The organism is Psychromonas arctica DSM 14288 (assembly GCF_000482725.1).
GTDB lineage: Bacteria > Pseudomonadota > Gammaproteobacteria > Enterobacterales > Psychromonadaceae > Psychromonas > Psychromonas arctica.
In genome coordinates this window covers 29,602-50,344 of sequence record NZ_AXWP01000008.1, presented here as the reverse complement: position 1 = coordinate 50,344, position 20,743 = coordinate 29,602, and the positions used below count along the sequence as shown (strand labels likewise).

20 protein-coding genes are annotated in these 20,743 nt (G+C 37.2%); 11 read left to right on the top strand and 9 right to left on the bottom strand.

The window, feature by feature from the left end:
• Positions 1-2 precede the first annotated feature (2 nt).
• Positions 3-932 carry a bifunctional riboflavin kinase/FAD synthetase gene (gene ribF / locus H592_RS0102240; protein WP_028867311.1) on the bottom strand — a complete coding sequence of 310 codons (930 nt, stop codon included), beginning with the start codon at positions 930-932 and terminating at the stop codon, positions 3-5.
• Between the two features lie 109 nt (positions 933-1,041).
• Positions 1,042-2,601, bottom strand: coding sequence for a murein biosynthesis integral membrane protein MurJ (gene murJ / locus H592_RS0102235; RefSeq protein WP_028867310.1), 1,560 nt, complete (start codon positions 2,599-2,601; stop codon positions 1,042-1,044).
• A gap of 306 nt (positions 2,602-2,907) precedes the next feature.
• On the opposite strand from murJ, the gene rpsT reads away from it, so the two are divergent.
• On the top strand, positions 2,908-3,168 hold the full coding sequence (gene rpsT / locus H592_RS0102230; protein ID WP_028867309.1) for a 30S ribosomal protein S20: 261 nt from the start codon (positions 2,908-2,910) through the stop codon (positions 3,166-3,168).
• Positions 3,169-3,416: 248 nt separating this feature from the next.
• Here the strand turns inward: rpsT and H592_RS0102225 are convergent, their stop codons facing one another.
• The 3 genes from H592_RS0102225 to epmA are packed head-to-tail and all read right to left on the bottom strand — an operon-like array spanning position 3,417 to position 4,983.
• Entirely contained in the window at positions 3,417-3,677 is a 261-nt protein-coding gene (locus H592_RS0102225) for a DUF4404 family protein (RefSeq protein WP_028867308.1), read from the bottom strand.
• Positions 3,678-3,730: 53 nt separating this feature from the next.
• Positions 3,731-3,958 carry a hypothetical protein gene (locus tag H592_RS0102220; RefSeq protein ID WP_028867307.1) on the bottom strand — a complete coding sequence of 76 codons (228 nt, stop codon included), beginning with the start codon at positions 3,956-3,958 and terminating at the stop codon, positions 3,731-3,733.
• Positions 3,959-4,002: 44 nt separating this feature from the next.
• Positions 4,003-4,983, bottom strand: coding sequence for an elongation factor P--(R)-beta-lysine ligase (epmA, locus tag H592_RS0102215; RefSeq protein ID WP_028867306.1), 981 nt, complete (start codon positions 4,981-4,983; stop codon positions 4,003-4,005).
• A gap of 357 nt (positions 4,984-5,340) precedes the next feature.
• Between epmA and frdA the strand changes: the two genes are divergently transcribed.
• The 4 genes from frdA to frdD all read left to right on the top strand — a co-directional run bounded on the left by frdA (position 5,341) and on the right by frdD (position 8,802).
• A complete protein-coding gene (frdA, locus tag H592_RS0102210) occupies positions 5,341-7,110 on the top strand; it encodes a fumarate reductase (quinol) flavoprotein subunit (protein ID WP_028867305.1) in 1,770 nt (589 codons plus the stop codon).
• A gap of 2 nt (positions 7,111-7,112) precedes the next feature.
• A complete protein-coding gene (locus H592_RS0102205; protein ID WP_425414379.1) occupies positions 7,113-7,886 on the top strand; it encodes a succinate dehydrogenase/fumarate reductase iron-sulfur subunit in 774 nt (257 codons plus the stop codon).
• Positions 7,887-7,997: 111 nt separating this feature from the next.
• Positions 7,998-8,387 carry a fumarate reductase subunit C gene (locus H592_RS0102200; RefSeq protein WP_028867303.1) on the top strand — a complete coding sequence of 130 codons (390 nt, stop codon included), beginning with the start codon at positions 7,998-8,000 and terminating at the stop codon, positions 8,385-8,387.
• A gap of 10 nt (positions 8,388-8,397) precedes the next feature.
• Positions 8,398-8,802, top strand: a complete 405-nt coding sequence (gene frdD, locus H592_RS0102195) for a fumarate reductase subunit FrdD (protein ID WP_051368907.1) — start codon at positions 8,398-8,400, stop codon at positions 8,800-8,802.
• Between the two features lie 102 nt (positions 8,803-8,904).
• Here frdD and efp read toward each other — a convergent pair whose 3' ends face one another.
• On the bottom strand, positions 8,905-9,474 hold the full coding sequence (gene efp / locus H592_RS0102190) for an elongation factor P (protein WP_028867301.1): 570 nt from the start codon (positions 9,472-9,474) through the stop codon (positions 8,905-8,907).
• Between the two features lie 29 nt (positions 9,475-9,503).
• On the opposite strand from efp, the gene epmB reads away from it, so the two are divergent.
• Both epmB and H592_RS0102180 read left to right on the top strand, forming a co-directional pair.
• Positions 9,504-10,520 carry an EF-P beta-lysylation protein EpmB gene (gene epmB / locus H592_RS0102185; RefSeq protein ID WP_051368905.1) on the top strand — a complete coding sequence of 339 codons (1,017 nt, stop codon included), beginning with the start codon at positions 9,504-9,506 and terminating at the stop codon, positions 10,518-10,520.
• A 92-nt stretch (positions 10,521-10,612) separates the two neighbouring features.
• A complete protein-coding gene (locus tag H592_RS0102180; RefSeq protein WP_028867299.1) occupies positions 10,613-10,933 on the top strand; it encodes a hypothetical protein in 321 nt (106 codons plus the stop codon).
• Between the two features lie 122 nt (positions 10,934-11,055).
• Here H592_RS0102180 and H592_RS23135 read toward each other — a convergent pair whose 3' ends face one another.
• The 3 genes from H592_RS23135 to H592_RS21350 all read right to left on the bottom strand — a co-directional run bounded on the left by H592_RS23135 (position 11,056) and on the right by H592_RS21350 (position 15,288).
• Positions 11,056-12,666: a GGDEF domain-containing protein gene (locus tag H592_RS23135; RefSeq protein WP_169727633.1), complete on the bottom strand. Its 1,611-nt coding sequence runs from the start codon at positions 12,664-12,666 to the stop codon at positions 11,056-11,058.
• Positions 12,667-12,670: 4 nt separating this feature from the next.
• Entirely contained in the window at positions 12,671-14,149 is a 1,479-nt protein-coding gene (locus H592_RS0102170; protein WP_169727632.1) for an ABC transporter substrate-binding protein, read from the bottom strand.
• Between the two features lie 530 nt (positions 14,150-14,679).
• Positions 14,680-15,288, bottom strand: a complete 609-nt coding sequence (locus tag H592_RS21350) for a DUF5610 domain-containing protein (RefSeq protein ID WP_051368901.1) — start codon at positions 15,286-15,288, stop codon at positions 14,680-14,682.
• A gap of 213 nt (positions 15,289-15,501) precedes the next feature.
• Here H592_RS21350 and H592_RS0102160 point away from each other — a divergent pair, with 213 nt between their 5' ends.
• The 4 genes from H592_RS0102160 to H592_RS21345 all read left to right on the top strand — a co-directional run.
• The gene (locus tag H592_RS0102160; protein WP_028867297.1) at positions 15,502-16,914 is read left to right on the top strand and encodes an alanine/glycine:cation symporter family protein; all 1,413 of its coding nucleotides are present in this window, start codon (positions 15,502-15,504) and stop codon (positions 16,912-16,914) included.
• A gap of 465 nt (positions 16,915-17,379) precedes the next feature.
• Positions 17,380-17,757, top strand: coding sequence for a DUF3461 family protein (locus tag H592_RS0102155; protein ID WP_028867296.1), 378 nt, complete (start codon positions 17,380-17,382; stop codon positions 17,755-17,757).
• A 469-nt stretch (positions 17,758-18,226) separates the two neighbouring features.
• Complete coding sequence (locus H592_RS0102150; RefSeq protein ID WP_028867295.1) at positions 18,227-20,305, top strand: DUF4962 domain-containing protein; 2,079 nt, start codon at positions 18,227-18,229, stop codon at positions 20,303-20,305.
• A 286-nt stretch (positions 20,306-20,591) separates the two neighbouring features.
• The coding region (locus tag H592_RS21345; protein WP_211235612.1) for a DUF4277 domain-containing protein at positions 20,592-20,743 on the top strand (152 nt) is incomplete at its 3' end.

Sequence of the window (20,743 nt, the reverse complement as noted above, 5' to 3'; positions counted from 1 at the left end):
TATTAATTAAGCAGATGCCATTCTCTAGCTTGCTGAATATCTTTATCTATTTGTATTTTTAATTCTGCGAATGAATCAAAGCGCACTTCATCACGCAATTTATGTTCAAGTAAAACTTCAAGCTGACAGCCATACAGGTCGCCTTGGAAATCAAATATATGTACTTCTAATTGTTGCCTTTCACCCTGCACAGTAGGACGACGCCCAATGTTAGCAACACCGCGATAAACTGTATCATCAATACCCAGTACAGATACGACAAAAACACCTGATACAGGTGAAACACGACGTTTCAAAAACAAATTGGCAGTTGGTACGCCTATCGTACGACCTAACTTACGGCCATGTCCAACACGGCCTGTAATACTGTATTTTCGACCTAGCATTTGCTCGGCTTGTTGCAGGTTGCCTTTCGCCAATGCACTTCGAATACGTGTGCTGCTTACTCGGCCAACATCTTGTGACAAACTTTTAGTATCAACAACTTCAAAACCGTATTTCTTACCGGCTTCCTGTAATAGTGAAAAATCACCAAGACGTTGATAGCCAAAATGAAAATCATCACCGATCACTAAAAATTTTACGTTTAGCTTTTTAATTAATAACTGTTCAATGAAGTCATCGGCACTGAGGTTAGCAAATTCATGCGTAAAAGAAATACATAACAAGCGATCTAAGTGTAATTTATCAAGTTGTACAAATTTATCACGTAAGCGACTTAAGCGTGCAGGGGCATTTTTACCTGAAAAAAGCTCAGCAGGCTGTGGTTCAAAGGTCATCACCGTCGCGGGCACTTGCAAACGTTTGGCTTCTTCAAGCAAACGCGATAAAACCGCATTATGCCCAAGGTGAATTCCATCAAAGTTACCGATGCTTAGCACACAACCTTGTTGGTTCTGTTGTAGATTGTGAATTCCGCGTATTAATTCCATGATAATGTCTTAATTAACTGTTAATGCGAACATTGAAAATACAAAAGAGGCGATTATATATTAAGGTTGCAAAGTAATCAGCTTTCATTTTAGAGAATTCACATTAATTCTATTTACTAACTTTAAAATGGTGCAGTCGTAAACCCAAAAGTAAATTAGTCGCAAAATAAACAAACACACTGCCAATGATCAAAGCAAATAGCTGTATCGACGCTTCAATTAAGCTAAATTCTGTCCAAGTCGTCAGGTTAGGACTGAATAGCAATAAGGTTCCCGCCATCACCAAACCAGAACAAACGATACGTACTAATACCGCAACACTTTGTTTCTGAAATTGATAAACGCCGGCCTTATATAAACCAAACCATAATAATCCAGCATTTAAGGTCGCAGATAATGATGTCGCAATGGCTAAACCTACATAGCCAAATGGGATCGCAAAAATGACATTCAACACCATATTACTAACCATCGCAATAATACCGAATTTAACCGGCGTTTTTGTATCCTGGCGAGAGTAATAACCTGGCGCGAGTACCTTCACTAACATAAAGCTTAATAAACCACTGGCGTAAGCCCATAGACTCATCGCTGACATACTGACATCTTGTATATCAAATTCACCACGCATAAATAAAACACGCAACATAGGCTCAGCGAGCACCATTAAGCCCAACATGGCAGGAAAACCTAAGAAACATACACTGCGGATCCCCCAATCGATGGTTTTAGCAAAAGCTTGTGGTGATTGATTAACATGCGAGGAAGATAAACTCGGTAATATTACCGTAGCAATGGCGATGCCAAATAAACCCAATGGGAACTCTAATAAACGGTCTGAATAATATAACCAACTAATAGAGCCTGTTTGTAAAAAACTAGCGATAAAAGTATCTAATAATAAGTTAATTTGGCTAACAGACACCCCGAACAAAGCAGGTATCATCAAAGTTCTTATTTTAACCACGCCAGGATGGTGCCATTGCCAACTAGGTTTCACTAATAATTTTTCTTTTTTCAAGAATGGAATTTGGAAGAAAAACTGAATCGCACCGCCTAACAACACACCAACCGCTAAACCGATTTCAGGTTGTTGAAGTTGTGGAGAAAGGAAAATAGCACAGCCAATAATAGCGATATTTAAAAATACCGGTGTAAAAGCGGCCACTGCAAATTTACCAAGCGTATTAAGAATTGCACCAGAAAGTGCAGTAAAAGTAATAAACCATAAATAAGGAAAAGTAATTTTTAGCATATCCGAAGCAAGTTCAAACTTAAACGCATCAGCGCCACCGTTCCACCACTCTAGAAACCAACCAAAACCAAACAACGCAGTGATAACAGAGGAGCCTAAAACACCTAAAATAGTAATAATAGTCACAATTGTGCCTAAAGTACCTGAAACCGCTGAAATCAGATCTTTTACTTGATCACGTGATTGTGTTTTTTCATATTCAGTTAATACCGGAACAAAAGCTTGTGCAAATGCGCCCTCTGCAAATAAACGACGTAAAAAATTTGGAATTTTATTCGCGAAGAAAAATAAATCAGCGGCGGCACCCGCGCCCATTAAATTAGCGATTACTATGTCTCGGACTAACCCTAAAACTCGCGAAATTAATGTCATTGAACTGACGATCATACCTGATTTTATTAGCTTTTTACTCACACTTTAATTCCTACGCGCTTGGATGAGATATAACTCAATTAATTAAGAGATGTTAATGAGGGTGCTAAAATACACCTTTTAATTAAATTTAATAGCGTTAACTGCCGATATATCAAGCAATCATGCGACTCTAAATTTGCATCTGTAATGGGTTGAGTATAAAATGCGCGCAGTTTAACCATCCACCTGGTTTGTTGCCAGTTCTTTTATTGGTTAATAAAAAACCATTTGACAATATACGTGTTACAGGGCATATTCCACGACCTTTGATTATCCCTTGTTATACAGAATTTAGGAGTTAAGGTCTTGGCTAATATCAAGTCTGCTAAAAAACGTGCTTTATTATCTGAAAAAAGCCGTAAACATAATGCAAGTCGTCGTACAATGATGCGTACTTTCATCAAGAAAGTTGTTGTTGCAATCGAAGCTGCAAACAAAGAACTAGCTACGGCTGAGTTCGTTAAATTACAATCAGTTTTAGATGCTTACGCAACTAAAGGTCTGATCAGCAAAAACATGGCTGCTCGTAAGAAAAGTCGTCTTTCTGCTAAAATTAAAGCGCTTTAATTCTTATTTAAGAATTTGCTCTTTATGAAGCTTATTAAAAAACCGACCTAGTGTCGGTTTTTTTATAACTAAAATTTGTGTCGTGCTCACTTAAATAGCGGTTTTTAGCCTTGAGCTAAACATAAATAACCTATCTAAATAATTTACATAAGTAACTTATATAAATAAATTAGCCCTGAGCATTAACTCTTTATTTTAGTAAATTGCACTCGCTTGTATTGGTGTGACCGAGTAACTACAAAATTTTATTAAATACCCATTCCTGATAAAGCGTTAATTAAATCTTTAACCACTTTACCTACCACTGGATTGGTTTCTTCAAACATGAGTAATTGTTCGGTTATTTTTTTATCTCTGATTAATTGTGCTGGATCACGAGAGCGGATAGCTAATTGTAATTGATCATGTACTTTTTGTAATTCTCCAGCGGTACATTCATCAGCCACCACACCATCAGCTAATACTTCTGACAACTTATCAAATTCGGATTGCACTTTCTTAATTGGCATAAACACCTCTTTTTCAATAATAGATAAATACAGAACTTATTTTCAGTGTAGCATCAGTCCTTTACCGTCACCTTTAAAAAACGGTCAATCAAACGAGCAAACACTAAAAAGATGATCACAAACAGAATACTTAACACAATAAGCCCTACTTTAGACCAACTTTCCTGACCATAAGCCTGTAAAAACAAGCTCGATAGATAAATAGCAAGCAACCAATAAATAATACGTAACAGATAAGACCAAATAGGGTAGCTCTTATCGGTTAACCATAACTTTGCCATCTTTTATTCCCTGTATTTTGATCAAGCTATGCGGCAGTTTAAGCTCAGGCATTATCAACACTAAAACTCAATACATCATTAATATGAGATTGTTTGCTAGATAACATTAACAATCTATCTAACCCTAACGCCACTCCTGCACAATCAGGCAAATGATCTAAACAAGCAACAAACTTATGATCAATAGGCATTTCAGCTAATCCCATTTTTTGTCGTAGTTGATTATCTGATTGAAAACGATGTAACTGCTCTTGGCTGCTATTTAACTCGTAAAATCCATTCGCGAGCTCAACACTTTTATAGTACACCTCAAAACGGTCAGCAACACGTGGATCTTTTTTATTAATTCTTGCTAATGCAGCCTGTGAAGCTGGAAAGTCATAAACAAAACATGGCACGTCTTGGCCTATTTTACATTCGATGGCAATACAAAATAACAATTGCAAAATGGTGTCTTTATCAGTTTCATTATCTAATACCTCACCTAGTTGCAGGTGTGCCCCTGCTAATTTAAGTTCGGTAATTGTTGCAGCTAAAGGATCAACATTTAAATGCGTTAAAAAAACTTGTTGATAAGTACAACGTAGCGGTGTGTCACAACGTAAAATATCTCTGAGTAACAGAGACATTTCATCCATCAACTGATGGTGATCAAAACCAACTCGATACCATTCTAATAAAGAGAACTCAGGGTTATGAAAACGCCCCGATTCTTCATTTCGATACACTTTTGATATCTGATAAATACAACCACTACCAGCAGCAAGTAGGCGTTTCATATGAAATTCAGGCGATGTTTGTAAATACAAAGCTACACCACCATCAACGAGAGGTTTATCACTAATATTGCGACCAACAAATTTTGTTTTAAAACACTGTAAATGCACATCCGTAACACCAGCTTGGCTTAAAGAAGGTGTTTCAACTTCCAATACTTGCCGTTCACTAAAAAAACCTCTGATTTTTTCTAACATCTCGGCACGTGCCTGTAATTGTGCTAATGAGGCACTTGGTAACCAGTTCATTTTATTTCCTTTTTTGAGCGCAAGCTTGATAGTTACGTGACTCATAAATAGTGCTTTAAAAATATTAAAAATGAAACAATTATAAGAAAAATTAAAGCGATTAGCATTTATCAACATGGCTTGATTTTGATCGTGCTATTGATAAAAACAAGCTCATAAATTTTACGAAAAAGATATTACCAAGAACACACTTTTATAAACAATTTAAACTCATTTATTATTTTTTTTAAGGCGTGTTTTTAATACATTGTTTTTATATTAATTTCACGTTAATTAACCATGTTTTGATCAATGTTTTTAAGGATCAAACTGATAGACTGATTTTCGAACAAATATTTCATTTTGTTGGAGAGTTTTATGCAGATAATCAAAACAGACGTTGCAATTATTGGTGCGGGCGGTTCAGGTTTAAGAGCGGCTATCGAAATTGCAGAAAATCACCCCCAACTTGAGATAGCCCTGATCTCAAAAGTTTATCCCATGCGTAGTCACACTGTTGCCGCGGAAGGTGGTGCTGCCGGTGTCGTTCAAGATAGTGATTCATTAGATCAACATTTCCATGACACTGTCTCTGGCGGTGACTGGTTATGCGAGCAAGATGTGGTGCAATACTTTGTTGAAAATGCAGCCAAACAATTAACACAATTAGAGCATTGGGGTTGCCCTTGGAGCCGCAAAGAAGACGGTAGTATTAACGTGCGCGCCTTCGGTGGCATGAAAAAAGAACGCACTTGGTTCGCTGCCGATAAAAGTGGCTTTCATATTCTTCATACGCTTTTTCAAACTTCCATTAAACATCCTAAGATCACGCGCTTCGATGAACACTTTTGTCTAGATTTGATTGTTGAAGATAACAAGATACAAGGTGTTGTGATTTTAGATATTGCAGAAGGTGAAGCAAAACTTATTCAAGCTAAATCAGTGATCATGGCAACCGGCGGTGCAGCACGTGTTTATACTTATAATACCAACGGTGGCATCGTAACGGGTGACGGCATGTCATTAGCCTACCGCCATGGCGTGGCATTACGTGATATGGAGTTTATACAATACCATCCAACGGGCTTACCTGGTTCAGGCATCTTAATGACCGAAGGTTGCCGTGGTGAAGGAGGGGTATTAATCAATAAAGATGGTTACCGTTATCTTCAAGATTATGGGCTTGGACCTGAAACACCGATTGGTCAGCCTAAAAATAAACATATGGAGTTAGGCCCGCGCGATAAAATTAGCCAATGTTTCTGGCAAGAACAACAAAAAGGCAATGTGATCAGCGGTGATCGAGGTGATGTGGTGCATTTAGATCTACGCCATTTAGGAGAAGCGAAAATCAACGAACGCTTACCTTTTATTCGAGAACTAGCCAAAGCTTATGTCGGTGTTGACCCAGTGTACGAACCGATTCCGGTACGACCAACCGTACATTATACCATGGGAGGTATTGCTACCGATGCCAAAACAGCCACCAGCTTAGCGGGTTTATATGCTATTGGTGAATGTGCATCCGTTGGCTTGCATGGAGCAAATCGCCTAGGTTCAAATTCGTTAACTGAATTAGCTGTTTTTGGCCAGTTGGCAGGACAACAAGCTGCCGAATATGCACAACAAGCCACACACCAAGATATCACTCCACTACGCCAACAAGCAGAGCAAGTGATTGCCCGTACCGAAGCATTATTAAACAGTAATGGTACAGAAAAAATGGCAGATATTCGCCAAGCAATGGGGGACTGTATGGAGCAAGGTGTCGGGATCTATAGAACCCAAGCATCAATGCAACAAACCATTGATACCCTGGCAGAGCTAAAACAACGTTACAAATCGATTCAAATTAATGATAAATCGAGCGTATTCAACACCGAATTTTTATATGCCATTGAGCTAGGTTATTTATTAGATACTGCTGAAGCGATGGCACATAGCGCCATTTTACGAAAAGAGTCACGTGGTTCACATCAGCGAATTGATGATTACCAAACCCGTGATGATATCAACTATTTAAAACATTCATTAGCTTATTTCCAAGCTGACAATGCGCCCGTAATTAAATATGCCGATGTCACCATCACCAAGAGCCAGCCAGCAGAGCGAGTGTATGGCGCTGCCTCTGAAACGAAGGAGAAATGATTATGTCAGCTCAAACAATGCCAGCTCATTCAACAATGGCCAATAAAGTCATCGAAGTCGAGATCCTTCGTTATCGACCAGAGCAAGATGACAACCCCTTTCCACAACTGTTTGAAGTGCCATATAACCCAGATATGTCTATCTTAGAAGCGCTGCAATATATTAAAGATCACCTTGATAGCACCGTCAGCTTTAGATGGTCATGCAGAATGGCGATATGTGGCAGCTGTGGTTTAATGGTGAATAATATCCCTAAGTTAGGCTGTAAAGCTTTTCTACGAGACTACTACCCGCAGAAAGTTAAACTTGAAGCATTAGCTAACTTCCCTATTGAACGTGATTTAGTAGTCGATATGGGTGATTTCATTAAAAAGTTAGAAGAGATCAAACCTTATATTATTCCTGCAACTGATGATAAATGTCTCTCGGAAGGTACTTACAAACAAACTCCCGAACAAATGGAAAAATACAAACAATTTTCAATGTGTATCAATTGTGGTTTGTGCTATTCAGCTTGTCCACAATATGGCCTCGATAAAAAATTCACAGGCCCAGCAGCACTTGCATTATTAGCTCGCTATAACCGAGATAGTCGAGATGCAGGCAGTGCTGAGCGGATGAAAATAGTCAATCAAGAAGAAGGAGTTTGGTCTTGTACCTTTGTCGGTTATTGCTCAGTGGTTTGTCCAAAAGGAGTTGATCCCGCAGCCGCTATCCAGTTATTAAAAGTGGAAAGCAGTAAAGATTATTTAATTGGTATGTTTAAACCGGACTAGAGACACGATACAAAACATTGATCAGGTCATAGCAAACTATTTATATCGACTCGTATTAATATCCATGCCGATCACAGTAAGTTTGCTATCAGTTATTTTGGAGTGAATAAAATGAGTAAACGTAAACCGTATCAACGAGAAATGAACAATGACTGGTGGTTAAAGAATGCTTTCTATAGCAAATATATGATTAGAGAAGGCAGCAGTATTTTAATCACGCTATATAGCCTTATTTTGGCATGGGGAGTGTTCCGTTTAAGCCAAGGAGAAGAGGCATTCAACGCATGGTTAAGTGCCTTACAACATCCTATTTCAATCATCTTCCATTTATTGGTTTTATTGATTGCTTTGTACCATACCATTACTTGGTTTTCATTAGCGCCTAAAGCCGTGGATCTCTACATCAAAGGTAAACCACTCGATGCAAAATTCATTGTTGCGGGCCATTACATTTCATTCATTATTGTCACTATTTTTTGCCTAGTGGTCATCATGCTCTAGAGGAGGTTTCATGAACGCTCAACAAACAACAACGAATCAATTACCAGAAAAAAAATATATTCGCTCCCATGAACCGATATTTTGGGGATTATTTGGCGCAGGAGGCATGCTAACGGCCTTCCTAACACCAGTAATGGTATTAGTCACAGGGCTATTAATACCACTAGGGCTGATTGATGCCGAACATCTAAGCTATGAAAAACTTCATCAGTTTGTAAGCAGTTGGTATGGCGCACCAATCGTATTGGTATTAGTGGCATTACCTTTATGGCATACCCTACACCGCATCTTCCATTCATTACATGACCTAGGTATTAAACGTGGTCGAGATTGGCAACAGGTGATTTGCTATGGATTTGCTTTTGCAGTCAGTGTATTTGTTTTTACTTTATTATTACAAATGCTCAGTCTGTAAGTGTTGAATATGAACCTATTATTGCTATAAAAAAACCAGCTGATGCTGGTTTTTGTTTAAACGTAGTATAAATAATACTAAATGTTCAACACATTTAATCGCTTATTTCTTAACACGACCAACGTATTCACCACTGCGTGTATCTACTTTAATCACTTCACCAATTTGAATGAATAAAGGAACACGTACAACGGCACCGGTTGATAATGTTGCAGGTTTACCGCCTGTTCCAGCCGTATCACCCTTTAAGCCAGGATCTGTTTCAGTGACTTCTAATTCAACAAAGTTTGGTGGCATAACTGCAATCGGTGCATCATTCCACGTCGTAATAGTACAAATGTTTTGTTCTACCAACCACTTGTCCATATCACCTACTGCATTAACATCCGCAGCGATCTGTTCAAATGTATTGTTGTCCATAAAGTGGAAAAACTCACCGTCGTTGTATAAGTAAGCAAGATCAAAGTCCATTACATCAGCAGATTCTACTGTTTCATTTGACTTAAATGTTTTATCCACTACCTTACCTGAAATAAGTTTGCGGTATTTAACTCGACTGAATGCTTGGCCTTTACCAGGTTTAACATATTCATTTTCCATGATCACACATGGTTCATTATCGAGCATGAATTTTAGCCCGCCTTTAAAATCACTGGTACTATATGTTGCCATTATAACCTCTATTACTAAACTGATAAAAAATGCCCAAAATTATTAACGTGAATAATACCGCTGACTTGCCAACATGGCAAAAGGAACTAGCAGAAGCAGTGAAAAATCCGCAACAACTGTTAGAAATATTGGAGATTGAGCAGGAAAATGACCTAATCAGTCAACTTGCGAGAAAACAATTCCCGATGCTGGTTCCCATGCCCTTTGTAAAGAAGATGCAAAAAGGCAATATTAATGATCCTTTATTAAAACAAGTATTGCCAATTAACGATGAAGAATTAACGGTGAAGGGTTTTACTACCGACCCATTGGTGGAACAAAATAATCAACAGCAAGGGTTATTACATAAATATAAAAGCCGGGTTTTACTCATTTTAAAAACAGGTTGTGCAGTAAATTGTCGATATTGCTTTAGACGACATTTCCCTTATGCTGAAAATAGTATTAACAAATCAGAACTGGCTGATATTATTGCTTATATCCAAAATAATCCTGAAGTGAATGAAGTTATTCTCAGTGGGGGTGATCCATTAATGACTAAGGATAAGCAGCTATTTGAGTTATTTGATCAGCTTGAAGCCTTGCCACAGTTAACACGTTTACGCATACATACCCGTTTACCCGTGGTGATCCCGTCACGTATTACACAAGCGTTAGCGGATCGTTTACAAAGAAGTCGATTTAAGGTTGTATTAGTACTGCATATTAACCATCAACAAGAGGTTGATGAGGACTTTATTCAAGCTATGCAACGTTGTCACCAAGCAGGCATACAATTATTGAATCAAAGTGTGTTATTAAAAGATATTAATGATAATACAGAAGCACTCGTCGCATTGAGTGAAGCATTGTTTTCAGCCAACATTTTGCCGTATTATTTATTCTTGTTAGATAAAGTACAAGGGGCTGCGCACTTTGATATTGATGAAACAGTGGCCCAAAAACTACATAAAGCGATGCAAAGTGAGTTACCGGGTTATTTAGTACCCCGCTTAAGTAGAGAAATTGCAGGACAACAAAGTAAAACCTTAATACATTCGTTATAATAAAGCGGACTAACGATTAATCGCAACGAATTAATAACACACAGTAAAATCTGTTGGTTATTGATATCGACACGTTCACACAGGAGAATCTGATGAGCAAAGAAAACGTACAAGCACAGCTTCAAGAAAACATTAAAATAATTTATCACCGCGCAGTAGATGCAGATAAAGCACTAGCTGAATTACGTAAACAAAAAACAGCGGGTTTTGCTCATATTTTTACTAATGATACGCCGTTTACTAACCACTCAGATACTTTTTTACCCTACGTAGAAGAGTTAGCGGCAGACTTACAAGCGATTCAAACGGATAACGAAGATCACTACAAAATGCAGCTGCCAGCGATTGTGGTTAAGATTGAATTATTATTTAAAACATTAAATGCTTTTAAAGAAAATTTAAAACCTAAATAATAGAGCAGAAAATGCAAGCAATGACATGCGTGCTGAACGCTCGCATGTCATAAAGTACGTTATAAAGTAAGTTATAAAGTATGCTGCAAAGTTATGTTACAAAACAATACCATCAACAACTGCTACTCTTTATCCTCAATGTCAGCACTATACACACAAAGTTTATTACGCCCTGTCTGCTTAGCTTGATATAGCGCTTTATCGGCAAATATCAATTGCTTTGATGCATCTTGAATATCTTCTATTTTTTGTACTTCTACTAACCCGATACTGGTCGTAAAATCAATTTTTAATTTACCAATAATACAAGGTGTAGAATTAGTCTCTTCAATGATACGTTGCATTAATCTCGTCGCATTATGTTCATTAGTACGCGGCATTAATAATGCAAACTCCTCGCCGCCAAAACGCGCAAATATATCTGTTTTACGCATTTTTTCAGACACCCGCTTAGTAAATTCAATTAACACCCTATCTCCAATATCATGACCATGGGCATCATTAATATGCTTAAAATGGTCTAAGTCGAACATTGCTAGACAATAAGCTTCTTTGTAGCGTAAATAGCGCACATGCTCCTTTAAAAAATTTGCATCAAAATAACGGCGATTATAGATATTAGTTAAGCCATCATGGGTCGCTAAATGTTTTAATTTTTTATTATTCTCAGATATTTCATGTTCTTTTTTTAACAGCTCATCGATATAGCTTTTAACGGCAATCGCCATTTTACTAAACTCATCTTTACCTTTAATTGGAATCTCGTGCTGAGTATTATTATATCCCGCATTAATCACTTTACGGATCAACTCAACACGTTTTAAAAACCCAATTTGTAATAAAGCTAAAACCAATGCCGTTGAAAAGCAAATAAATAATAGAATATACAAACGCGTTTTACGCACCGCTATTTCTTCTTCTATTTTATGGAGATTAATCAGGAATTTTTTCTGTATTGATAAAATGCTCTTACCAGTGACAGCGGCAATTAAATAACTCAACTGTCTATTATCCAAGCGTAGTACTTTGATACGTTCGAGTTGCGTAACATAGCTTGAATAAATAGAAAAAAGCGAATCATCCGCAATAAACAAAGCGATCAACTGGGTATATTCTTGTTCTGGTATTTTATCTTTAATTTGATTAATTAGTGCGCTGACATCTTCCAACTTCACTGTTTGGTCTATGGCTAAATTTTTATTGTTCATTGGACTAAAAAGAGACAGGATATTTTCAGTCGCGATCACTAATGTATGATCACCTTGCTGCATTTTTTGATGCTTGTAGGCTTCTGCTTTTGTATATTGGATATAAAAATCATCGGAGATATCATACTTAATCAACATAGCAGCTAAGGTCTGATCAGTTTGTTCATACAAGCGACGTTTCAATTCATCTAAGTCTTGGTAATTATCAGTCGCGTCAGCAATGTTTTTAAATAATTTTTCAGTCCATTGTTTTTTATCCGTGACATGTAAAACATCCCACTGCAGATCATTTTTATTCTCAGCCAAAAACATACCACTGGTGGTTCTTAACATTTCATTAGCTTGGCCTTTCAACTCTGTTATATCGAGTAAAGTTTCAAAGTGATCATCTTTTACTTTTTGGTAATCCTCTTTGAACTCTTGCAGTGAGAGAATGCCAGAAACCCCAACAATGCCACTCATTGCTGCTAAGACAATGGTCAAAGTAATAACGCGTAAACTTAGTCTATCTCGTATACGTACCATATTATTATTGTACCAATACATTCATGGTATTATTTCTCCAAGAAATTTGTGAAAAAATGAGAGCGGGTAATGGCTCGTCCACCCAATATCCCTGCAGACGACTATCCCAAATACCTGTTTTCGGTAACATCATTAAAAAGACACTGGCTGCATCTTCAATTAATAACCTTTGCGCCTTTTTCAACAGCGGTATGCGCTGTCGTTGCGGTGTTGTTTTCATTAACTTTTTCATAAGTTGTTTATATTCAACATTACTGTAATTAAAATAATAGTTATCTTTAGCATAAATTTCTAAGTCATTAGCTTCCGTGTGTGCAACGACTGACAAATCATAGTCTTTATCAATATACACTCTTTTTGTCCATTCCTCCCAGGTCACCGACTCTACACTCACTGGAATATTAATCTGTTCTAACATTTGTGGAATGTATACCCCTATATAACGTGCGTAGGTGGTTGGTGGAATAATTAAACGTAATGGTTTTATCGCTACTGTATTGCCTTCCATTAACGATTTTGCTTTATCTAAATTGAATGAATACCCTTCAGACAAATGTAAACTAGCTTCGTGATCAGCAGGAAAAAAGCTACTAATCAATTCACTTTCACCAAAATACAAATTAGATTTTATTTTATTTTTATCTATCGCATAACTAATGGCTTTACGGATCGGCAAAGAAGCTAACATTTTATTAGCATGATTAAAGGCGATAATAATTTCACCTTGCGTCTGTCCAAACACTTGCTTATAACGAGATTGTGTACTCAAGGTCTGTAAAAAATCAATTTCCGACATATTGTCATAACCATCAATTGTACTCTGCGTTAATAACTCAACAACTTCTGAGCGGGTGGGCACAAAAGTAATCAACACTTGTTTGATAGAGGGTAAGGTTTGCCAGTAATTAGGGTTAACCCTAAGCTTTAAAAAATTTCCTTTTTCCCATTCCTGAAAAATATAAGGTCCAGTCCCCATTGGTTTTTGACCATTAGTAGAATAACTTTTTGGCTCTTGAATCACCGCACAACCCAAACCTAAGTTAAACAAAAAATAGATGTCAGGCCATTGCAACTGAACTTCTACTTCATTGTCACTATTTACGGTAATAGTATTGATATGTGCAAATTTATGCTTAATAGGGTTTTTACTACCCTTATCCATTAGACGTAATAAAGAAGATCGAACAATATCAGCGGTAAGCAAAACACCATTATGAAAATAAATATTCTCATGCAGTAGGAAGGTATAAGTTAAACCATCATCACTGACTATCCAACTTTTTGCCAAACTAGGTAAAACTTGTCCCTTCTGATTAATTTGAGTTAAGCCTTCGAAAATATTTTGATAGGTAATACGCTGAATTACAGCGGAAGCATCTGTGGTTGGATCTAATGAGGTAGGCTCTAAAGTCAGGCCTATATGCAATTTTTCAGGATCAATAATCGACTGTTCATTATCAATTGCAAAAACAAAACTAGTCATTAATAAATAAAAACAAAGTACTGAAGAAAACAGATGAAAAAAGGTTAATTTACAAAAAAAATCATGCCGGGCCATATATACGCTCAATCTGAAAAAGGTTAACGTAATTGACTACATCAACAATAAATAAAAACAGCCCTATATTAACTCATATTATGCAATAAATATAAATAGATTCGATGCAATAGGGGAAAGTGGGTAGTTAAAATTCGTGTTACGTTACAGTTTTATGACAGCGTTGATTTAATTGATAAAAGTATTGTAAATTATTTCTTTAAAAAACGACGAGAAAACACCCCTTTCAGGGCAACTGAATTTTAAGTGAGGTAAGTAAAGAAGCTATTCAAAATAAATGAGTTGAAGGCACACCGCCAGAATTATTTACAGGGTCGTATTAACAGGTCTAGAGTATTGCCAACATCACTTACAATGACAGTCGATTGCACCAGCGACCATTAGGCTTTTTTATAATTGTACTTTCTACAATGCATTATTTTGAATTGTGGTGTGATTAGTGATTACAATGCCACTTAAACAGCGTTGCCTTCGGTAACTTCGCTTTCGACAGTAGGCTCAGGGTTTCTAAATTTTTCAAACCCTTCCAAAATAAATGACATTGTCTTATCGATATCCTGTTCAACATCCCCTTCTAGTACCGATAAAGCTTTTAATATATCTTTTGCTTCACCAACACCTTGCTTAACACCTTCTAACATCAAATCAGCAAAAGTATCACGGGCTTGTTGTGGGTCTAACTCTGGATGCTGATCTTGGTAGGCACTGAAAAAATTAGTACTAAATGTCACAATACGTTCAGCCGTTGCTTCTGGGCTAAAATCAATTTCAGACTCATAACTTTGTTGCAACGATTGAGTCGGTTCAATCTCTTTTAACGCATCATTAATACCTTGTAGTGCGGTTTTTAATACCAAGGCTAGGGGTTGATCTTTAATACTACTACTGGATTTATTAGACTGATCTACCGCACCTTGCAATATCGCAGCGTTTAACTGTTTTTTATTAATTTGTTGCAAGCTTTCAGTAGTAGCAGGTTCGTTTTTAGTCGCTGCTGCTTCATTTTTAAGGGTTTTACCACCCTGCTCAACTTCAACATAAGTTTGACGCGAATTAATTTGCATAAACACCTTCCATAGAGCTAAATAATGTAACGCCTTATCGGCTGAACCGCCTAAAACTGAAGAAATAATCAGCCTTTTTTTGTAAAATTAAGCTTGCCACATAAAAATAAGAAAAAAAAACTAATATTTGATAATATCCTGCGATTATTCATCACCCTATTGCGTTTTAATTATTTTAAAGGGATCGGCGCAATCTATTAAAAAGGTATCTTTATGTTAACGCTACTTAACGCCATCAATGGATTATTATGGGGACAAATCCTCGTTTATTTACTGATCGGTACAGGGGTTTACTTCACTATACGATTAGGTTTCATCCAATTTCGCCATTTCTTTCACACTTTTACAGTGATGAAAGGCAGTCGCAAATCAGACAAAGAAGGTATCTCTTCTTTTCAAGCTCTATCGACCAGTTTAGCCGCACGTGTTGGAACAGGTAACTTAGCAGGTGTTGCAATCGCAATCACTGTGGGTGGCCCGGGTGCTATTTTTTGGATGTGGGTAATTGCTTTATTAGGTATGGCAACCAGCTTCGCTGAAAGTACGCTAGCTCAAGCTTATAAAGTACATGATGAAGATGGTAACTTTCGAGGTGGTCCCGCTTATTATATGGAACGTGGGTTAAATGCACGCTGGATGGGTAGTTTATTTGCCATTTTCCTCATCATTGCATTTGGTTTAGTGTTTAATGCCGTACAAGCCAACTCAATTACTGCAGCATTACATGAGTCATTCGATTTTGATAAATTAACCGTCGGTATCATATTAGCGATTGTCTCTGGTGCCGTCATTTTCACTGGTATTCGTGGTATTGCAAAAGTAGCAGAAAGAATTGTTCCTGCAATGGCCTTAGTCTACCTATTGATTGCACTATTTGTTGTGATTATTAACATCACCGAATTACCTGCCATTATTGGTATGATAGTCGACTCTGCTTTTGGATGGCAAGAAGCGGCTGGCGGTGCCTTTGGCGCAATGATCATGACCGGTGTACAACGCGGTTTATTCTCAAATGAAGCCGGTATGGGTAGTGCTGCAAATGCCGCAGCAACCGCGTCACCTTACCCTCCACATCCTGCATCACAAGGTTATGTGCAAATGCTAGGTGTATTTATCGACACTATTGTTATCTGTACAGCAACGGCATCAATCATCTTATTATCAGGTGGCTTAGAGTCATTCACTGGTATGGGTGGTGTGGAAATCACACAACGTGCACTTGATATACAAGTCGGTGATTGGGGTGGTTCATTTGTGGCGATTGCTTTATTGTTTTTTGCTTTTACTTCTATTATTGCTAACTATTCTTACGCTGAAACTAACTTAGTATTTTTACAACATAAAAATACACGTGGTTTGATTGTTTTGCGTATTACCGTTCTAGCAATGATCCTGTTTGGTGCAACGCAAAGTAATAGTGTTATTTGGTCTTTAGCTGATGTATCAATGGGATTAATGGCTATCGTCAACCTAATTGCCATTTTATTACTCTCAAATGAAGTGATTAAATTAGCAAAAGATTACAACCAACAACTTGATGCCGGAAAAATACCTACTTTTGATCGTACTAAGCTACCAGAGCTAGATAAAAAAATAGAACCTGGTATCTGGGAAGTTAAAAAATAAGTTAACTAATTAGTTAAAATAATACCAACAACAGGCTCAAAATCATTTGCTATTTTGGGCCTTTTTTACTTCTATCACATCAAAATATCAGCGCCCCTTACATATTTATGCCCGCTAAAGTATTCCCCATGACATTACCTCTGAACCGTCAATTGCGACTCAAATAACCATTTCATTTAATACGTAAATACAAATCAATACAGAGCAGTATTAGAAAATTAAGCGCCAGTAAGTTAATTGTTTTAGTCATCACCATAAATCCATAATTGACAGTAATGATGGTTAACACTGATAAATTTCAAATGACTACAGATACAAATGAAGGCGGATAACCAGACATAAATTGACTTGGAACGGCATAACTAAACAATTAGAGATAATAAGAATTGATATTTTTTTTTGATAGTCCACACTGAAAGTCATACTATTTTAAATCACATTAGCATTAGATTGAAAGGAGAAAAAATGTACCCAAATCTTAGAGATGTCGGCATCCGTAACCCAGAAAATATCAAACGCTACTCATTACGTCAGGAAGGCGATAAAGATATTTTAAAAGTATATTTCCGCAAACATAGTGGCATGTTAATTGGTCGAAGCAGTAAATTTAAATTCCAACGCCAAATCAAACGAGTCAGTGGCGGTCAAAATACAGAACAATTTACAGACCTATCTGAAATCAACCCAACACTACATAAAATAATTAAAGAGCTAGATAGCCTTAGCCTTCAAGAGAGTTCAGAAAAAGAGCTTAAACAACAAATTTTGTCGGATCTAAAACATTTACAATTAGTAGTGGATAGCAAAATATTAGAGATTGAGAAAAAGATAGAAAAGCTATAAACCTTACGCAACAAAGTAACAACTTATTGCAGCACAGTCTTAACGCTAAAAACCACAAGCGATGCTTATACCGTCGCTTTTTTATTGCCTACTCCCCCTTTTACTAACACTCAACTTATTAAATGACTTTTATAGCTTGTGAGCTAGCCCTAAAATTAACACCTCCCCCCTTAGCCTTATTGTAATTAAGTAATACAAATGATATAAAATACAGACTATAAAGTGTTGAGTAACTCTCTCACTGGCAACACAACCAATACTGATAAGTGATAAAACTGTGAAATCATTGAAAATAAATGGTTTATCTTATTTAAGCTCAATATTTTTCGCAACGCTATTAACCAGCGAGATAATGAAGCGACTTAAAAGTATTGGCATTATTTAACATACCTTGCTCAACACAGTAAATAAGTGACATTGAATGAGGCTATTACATAGATTTATTAATTTCATAAATTAGAGGTATTAAATGTCTAACAAGTCTTTTGACGCTATAAAAGCGATCAAACTAGAAAATGACAAGTCTGCTGGCAATCTACTTGATGTAATGCCAGTTCAAGTTCAAAAAGCAGATATTGACCTGTCTTTCCTAGATAATTTAAGTGTTGAGCACCCTCGTCTATTAGTTCAAAGCAAAGACCTTCCAGCATTCAGAACTAAACTCAAAAATGACGCCGGTTACTGTAAATTTGATGCATTCCTGAATAACTCAACTAACAAGTTTCTTGAAACAACTCCCTATTCAGAGCCAAAAGCTTATCCGGAAGAAACTGTAGGCAAAGCTTCTTTATGGCGTCCTTACTGGCGTCAAATGTACGTTAGTTGTCAAGAAGCATTTAATGCAACCCGTAATCTTTCAATTGCAGGTATTGTGTTAGAAGACGAAGCGATGATTGCAAAAGCAAAAGCATGGACATTACAACTAGCGTCTTACGACCCTGAAGGTGTAACATCTCGTGGTTATAACGATGAAGCGGCATTCCGTGTTATCGCAGCAATGGCTTGGGGTTATGACTGGCTACACGCTTACTTCTCAGAAGAAGAGCGTGAAGTTGTAAAAGCAGCATTAATTGTGCGTTTAGAAGAGATCATGCATCACCTTCAAGTAACTGTTGACCTATTAGCTAACCCCCTAAACAGTCACGGTGTGCGTAGTATCAGTTCAGCAGTTATTCCTACTTGTATTGCACTGTACAATGAATACCCTAAAGCGCGCGAGTATATTGAATACGGTATTGAATATTACGCAGTGCATTACCCACCATGGGGCGGTAAAGATGGAGCTTGGGCTGAAGGTCCAGATTACTGGAACACACAAATGGCCTTCTTAGGGGAATCTTTTGATCTATTAAAAAGCTACACCTCTATCAACATGTTCAACAAAGAATTCTATAAAAATACCGGTGATTTCCCACTGTACTGCATGCCTGTTCACTCAAAACGAGCAAGCTTTTGTGACCAATCAAGTATTGGCGATTTCCCAGGCCTTAAACTCGCTTACAACATCAAACATTTTGCCGGAGTTAATAACAAACCGGAATACATCTGGTACTACAACCAATTAAAAGCGCGTGATACCGAAGCGCATACTAAATTCTACAATTTTGGTTGGTGGGACTTTGGTTACGATGACCTACGTTTTGATTACCTATGGAATGACATGCCTGAAGTTAAACCTTCAGATAAACCACTACTTAAAGTATTCCCAACCACAGGCTGGGCAGCATTCCACAGTAATATGACCAACCGTGAAGAGCATATTCACATGGTTTACAAATGTAGCCCGTTTGGTTCAATCAGCCATTCACACGGCGACCAAAATGCGTACACATTACATGCCTTTGGCGATACATTAGCCGCTATCACAGGTTACTACGGTGGTTTCGGTGTAGATATGCACATCAAATGGCGTCGTCGTACGTTCTCTAAAAACCTACCATTATTTGATGGCAAAGGTCAGTACGCAGAGAACACAACCACTAAGTTTGAAGGCGAGCATCAAGATCGATACTGCATTGAAGCAGGCGGTAAAATCAGCGATTACGATACTGAATCTGACCTGTTATTTGTGGAAGGTGATGCATCAACTTCATACCAATTCCATAACCCAGAATTAGAATCTTACAAGCGTAAAATCTGGTTTGCTAAAGGTAAAGTATTCGTAATGCGTGATACTGCGACGTTAAAAACAGAGCAAGATCTGACTTGGTTATTACACACCACATTCAAAACAGAAACAGCGAAAGATTCATTCAAAATCATTGGTGATAACGCGTTATTAGATGTGTCATTCATTAACGATAGCAAAAACGACTTACTTTCGATTGAGAATGTAGAAGGTTTTGGTGAAGTTGACCCAGCTGAATACGCTGACCTTGAAGTACACCGTCATGTTGAAGCTAAGTTTAAAGCAAAGAAAGAGCATAATATTTTAACGCTATTAGTACCAAGCAAAATCAATGGTCCTAAAACCGATGTTAGCTATAAATTAGCGGGTAATTCGTTAGAGTTGACGATTGATGGTGAAGTAGTGACTATCGAGCTTTAAGTTTAACTTTATAAGTTAACTGTTTAAGCTTAATAAAAGGCCGCCTATAGCGATATAGGTGGCCTTTTTTTGTCGTCGCAACAACAGGTGTTTTTGGATTTAGTTTGTATTTGAATAAAGTAACTGTCTTTCCGCACCTGTTTTAAGCGATTAAATTTTAGACAGAAAATAATCGCTTAATTAATAAAAACGACTAATTTGTGTCGCGTCCCATAATTTAGAATAAAAAAGTTGACGTGGATCGTCATATTTGATCTATTACTTATCTTTGGGTGATGGATAAGCAATGACATATTCTATTAAAAATATCGACCATTTGGGTTTAGTCTCAGGCATGTGTAAAGAAATTGGTATTGCAAAAATCATCGATCAAGCACATCCCAAACAAAGTAAAGATAAAAAGGTAACGTATGGTCAACTTGTCGAAGCGATGATTTT

Excerpts from the sequence above, each read along its gene's own strand:
- ribF (WP_028867311.1), bottom strand. The coding sequence starts at position 932 with ATGGAATTAATACGCGGAATTCACAATCTACAACAGAACCAACAAGGT.
- H592_RS0102225 (WP_028867308.1), bottom strand. The coding sequence starts at position 3,677 with ATGCCAATTAAGAAAGTGCAATCCGAATTTGATAAGTTGTCAGAAGTA.
- H592_RS0102220 (WP_028867307.1), bottom strand. The coding sequence starts at position 3,958 with ATGGCAAAGTTATGGTTAACCGATAAGAGCTACCCTATTTGGTCTTAT.
- epmA (WP_028867306.1), bottom strand. The coding sequence starts at position 4,983 with ATGAACTGGTTACCAAGTGCCTCATTAGCACAATTACAGGCACGTGCC.
- frdA (WP_028867305.1), top strand. The coding sequence starts at position 5,341 with ATGCAGATAATCAAAACAGACGTTGCAATTATTGGTGCGGGCGGTTCA.
- H592_RS0102205 (WP_425414379.1), top strand. The coding sequence starts at position 7,113 with ATGTCAGCTCAAACAATGCCAGCTCATTCAACAATGGCCAATAAAGTC.
- H592_RS0102200 (WP_028867303.1), top strand. The coding sequence starts at position 7,998 with ATGAGTAAACGTAAACCGTATCAACGAGAAATGAACAATGACTGGTGG.
- frdD (WP_051368907.1), top strand. The coding sequence starts at position 8,398 with ATGAACGCTCAACAAACAACAACGAATCAATTACCAGAAAAAAAATAT.
- efp (WP_028867301.1), bottom strand. The coding sequence starts at position 9,474 with ATGGCAACATATAGTACCAGTGATTTTAAAGGCGGGCTAAAATTCATG.
- epmB (WP_051368905.1), top strand. The coding sequence starts at position 9,504 with ATGCCCAAAATTATTAACGTGAATAATACCGCTGACTTGCCAACATGG.
- H592_RS0102180 (WP_028867299.1), top strand. The coding sequence starts at position 10,613 with ATGAGCAAAGAAAACGTACAAGCACAGCTTCAAGAAAACATTAAAATA.
- H592_RS23135 (WP_169727633.1), bottom strand. The coding sequence starts at position 12,666 with ATGGTACGTATACGAGATAGACTAAGTTTACGCGTTATTACTTTGACC.
- H592_RS0102170 (WP_169727632.1), bottom strand. The coding sequence starts at position 14,149 with ATGACTAGTTTTGTTTTTGCAATTGATAATGAACAGTCGATTATTGAT.
- H592_RS21350 (WP_051368901.1), bottom strand. The coding sequence starts at position 15,288 with ATGCAAATTAATTCGCGTCAAACTTATGTTGAAGTTGAGCAGGGTGGT.
- H592_RS0102160 (WP_028867297.1), top strand. The coding sequence starts at position 15,502 with ATGTTAACGCTACTTAACGCCATCAATGGATTATTATGGGGACAAATC.
- H592_RS0102155 (WP_028867296.1), top strand. The coding sequence starts at position 17,380 with ATGTACCCAAATCTTAGAGATGTCGGCATCCGTAACCCAGAAAATATC.
- H592_RS0102150 (WP_028867295.1), top strand. The coding sequence starts at position 18,227 with ATGTCTAACAAGTCTTTTGACGCTATAAAAGCGATCAAACTAGAAAAT.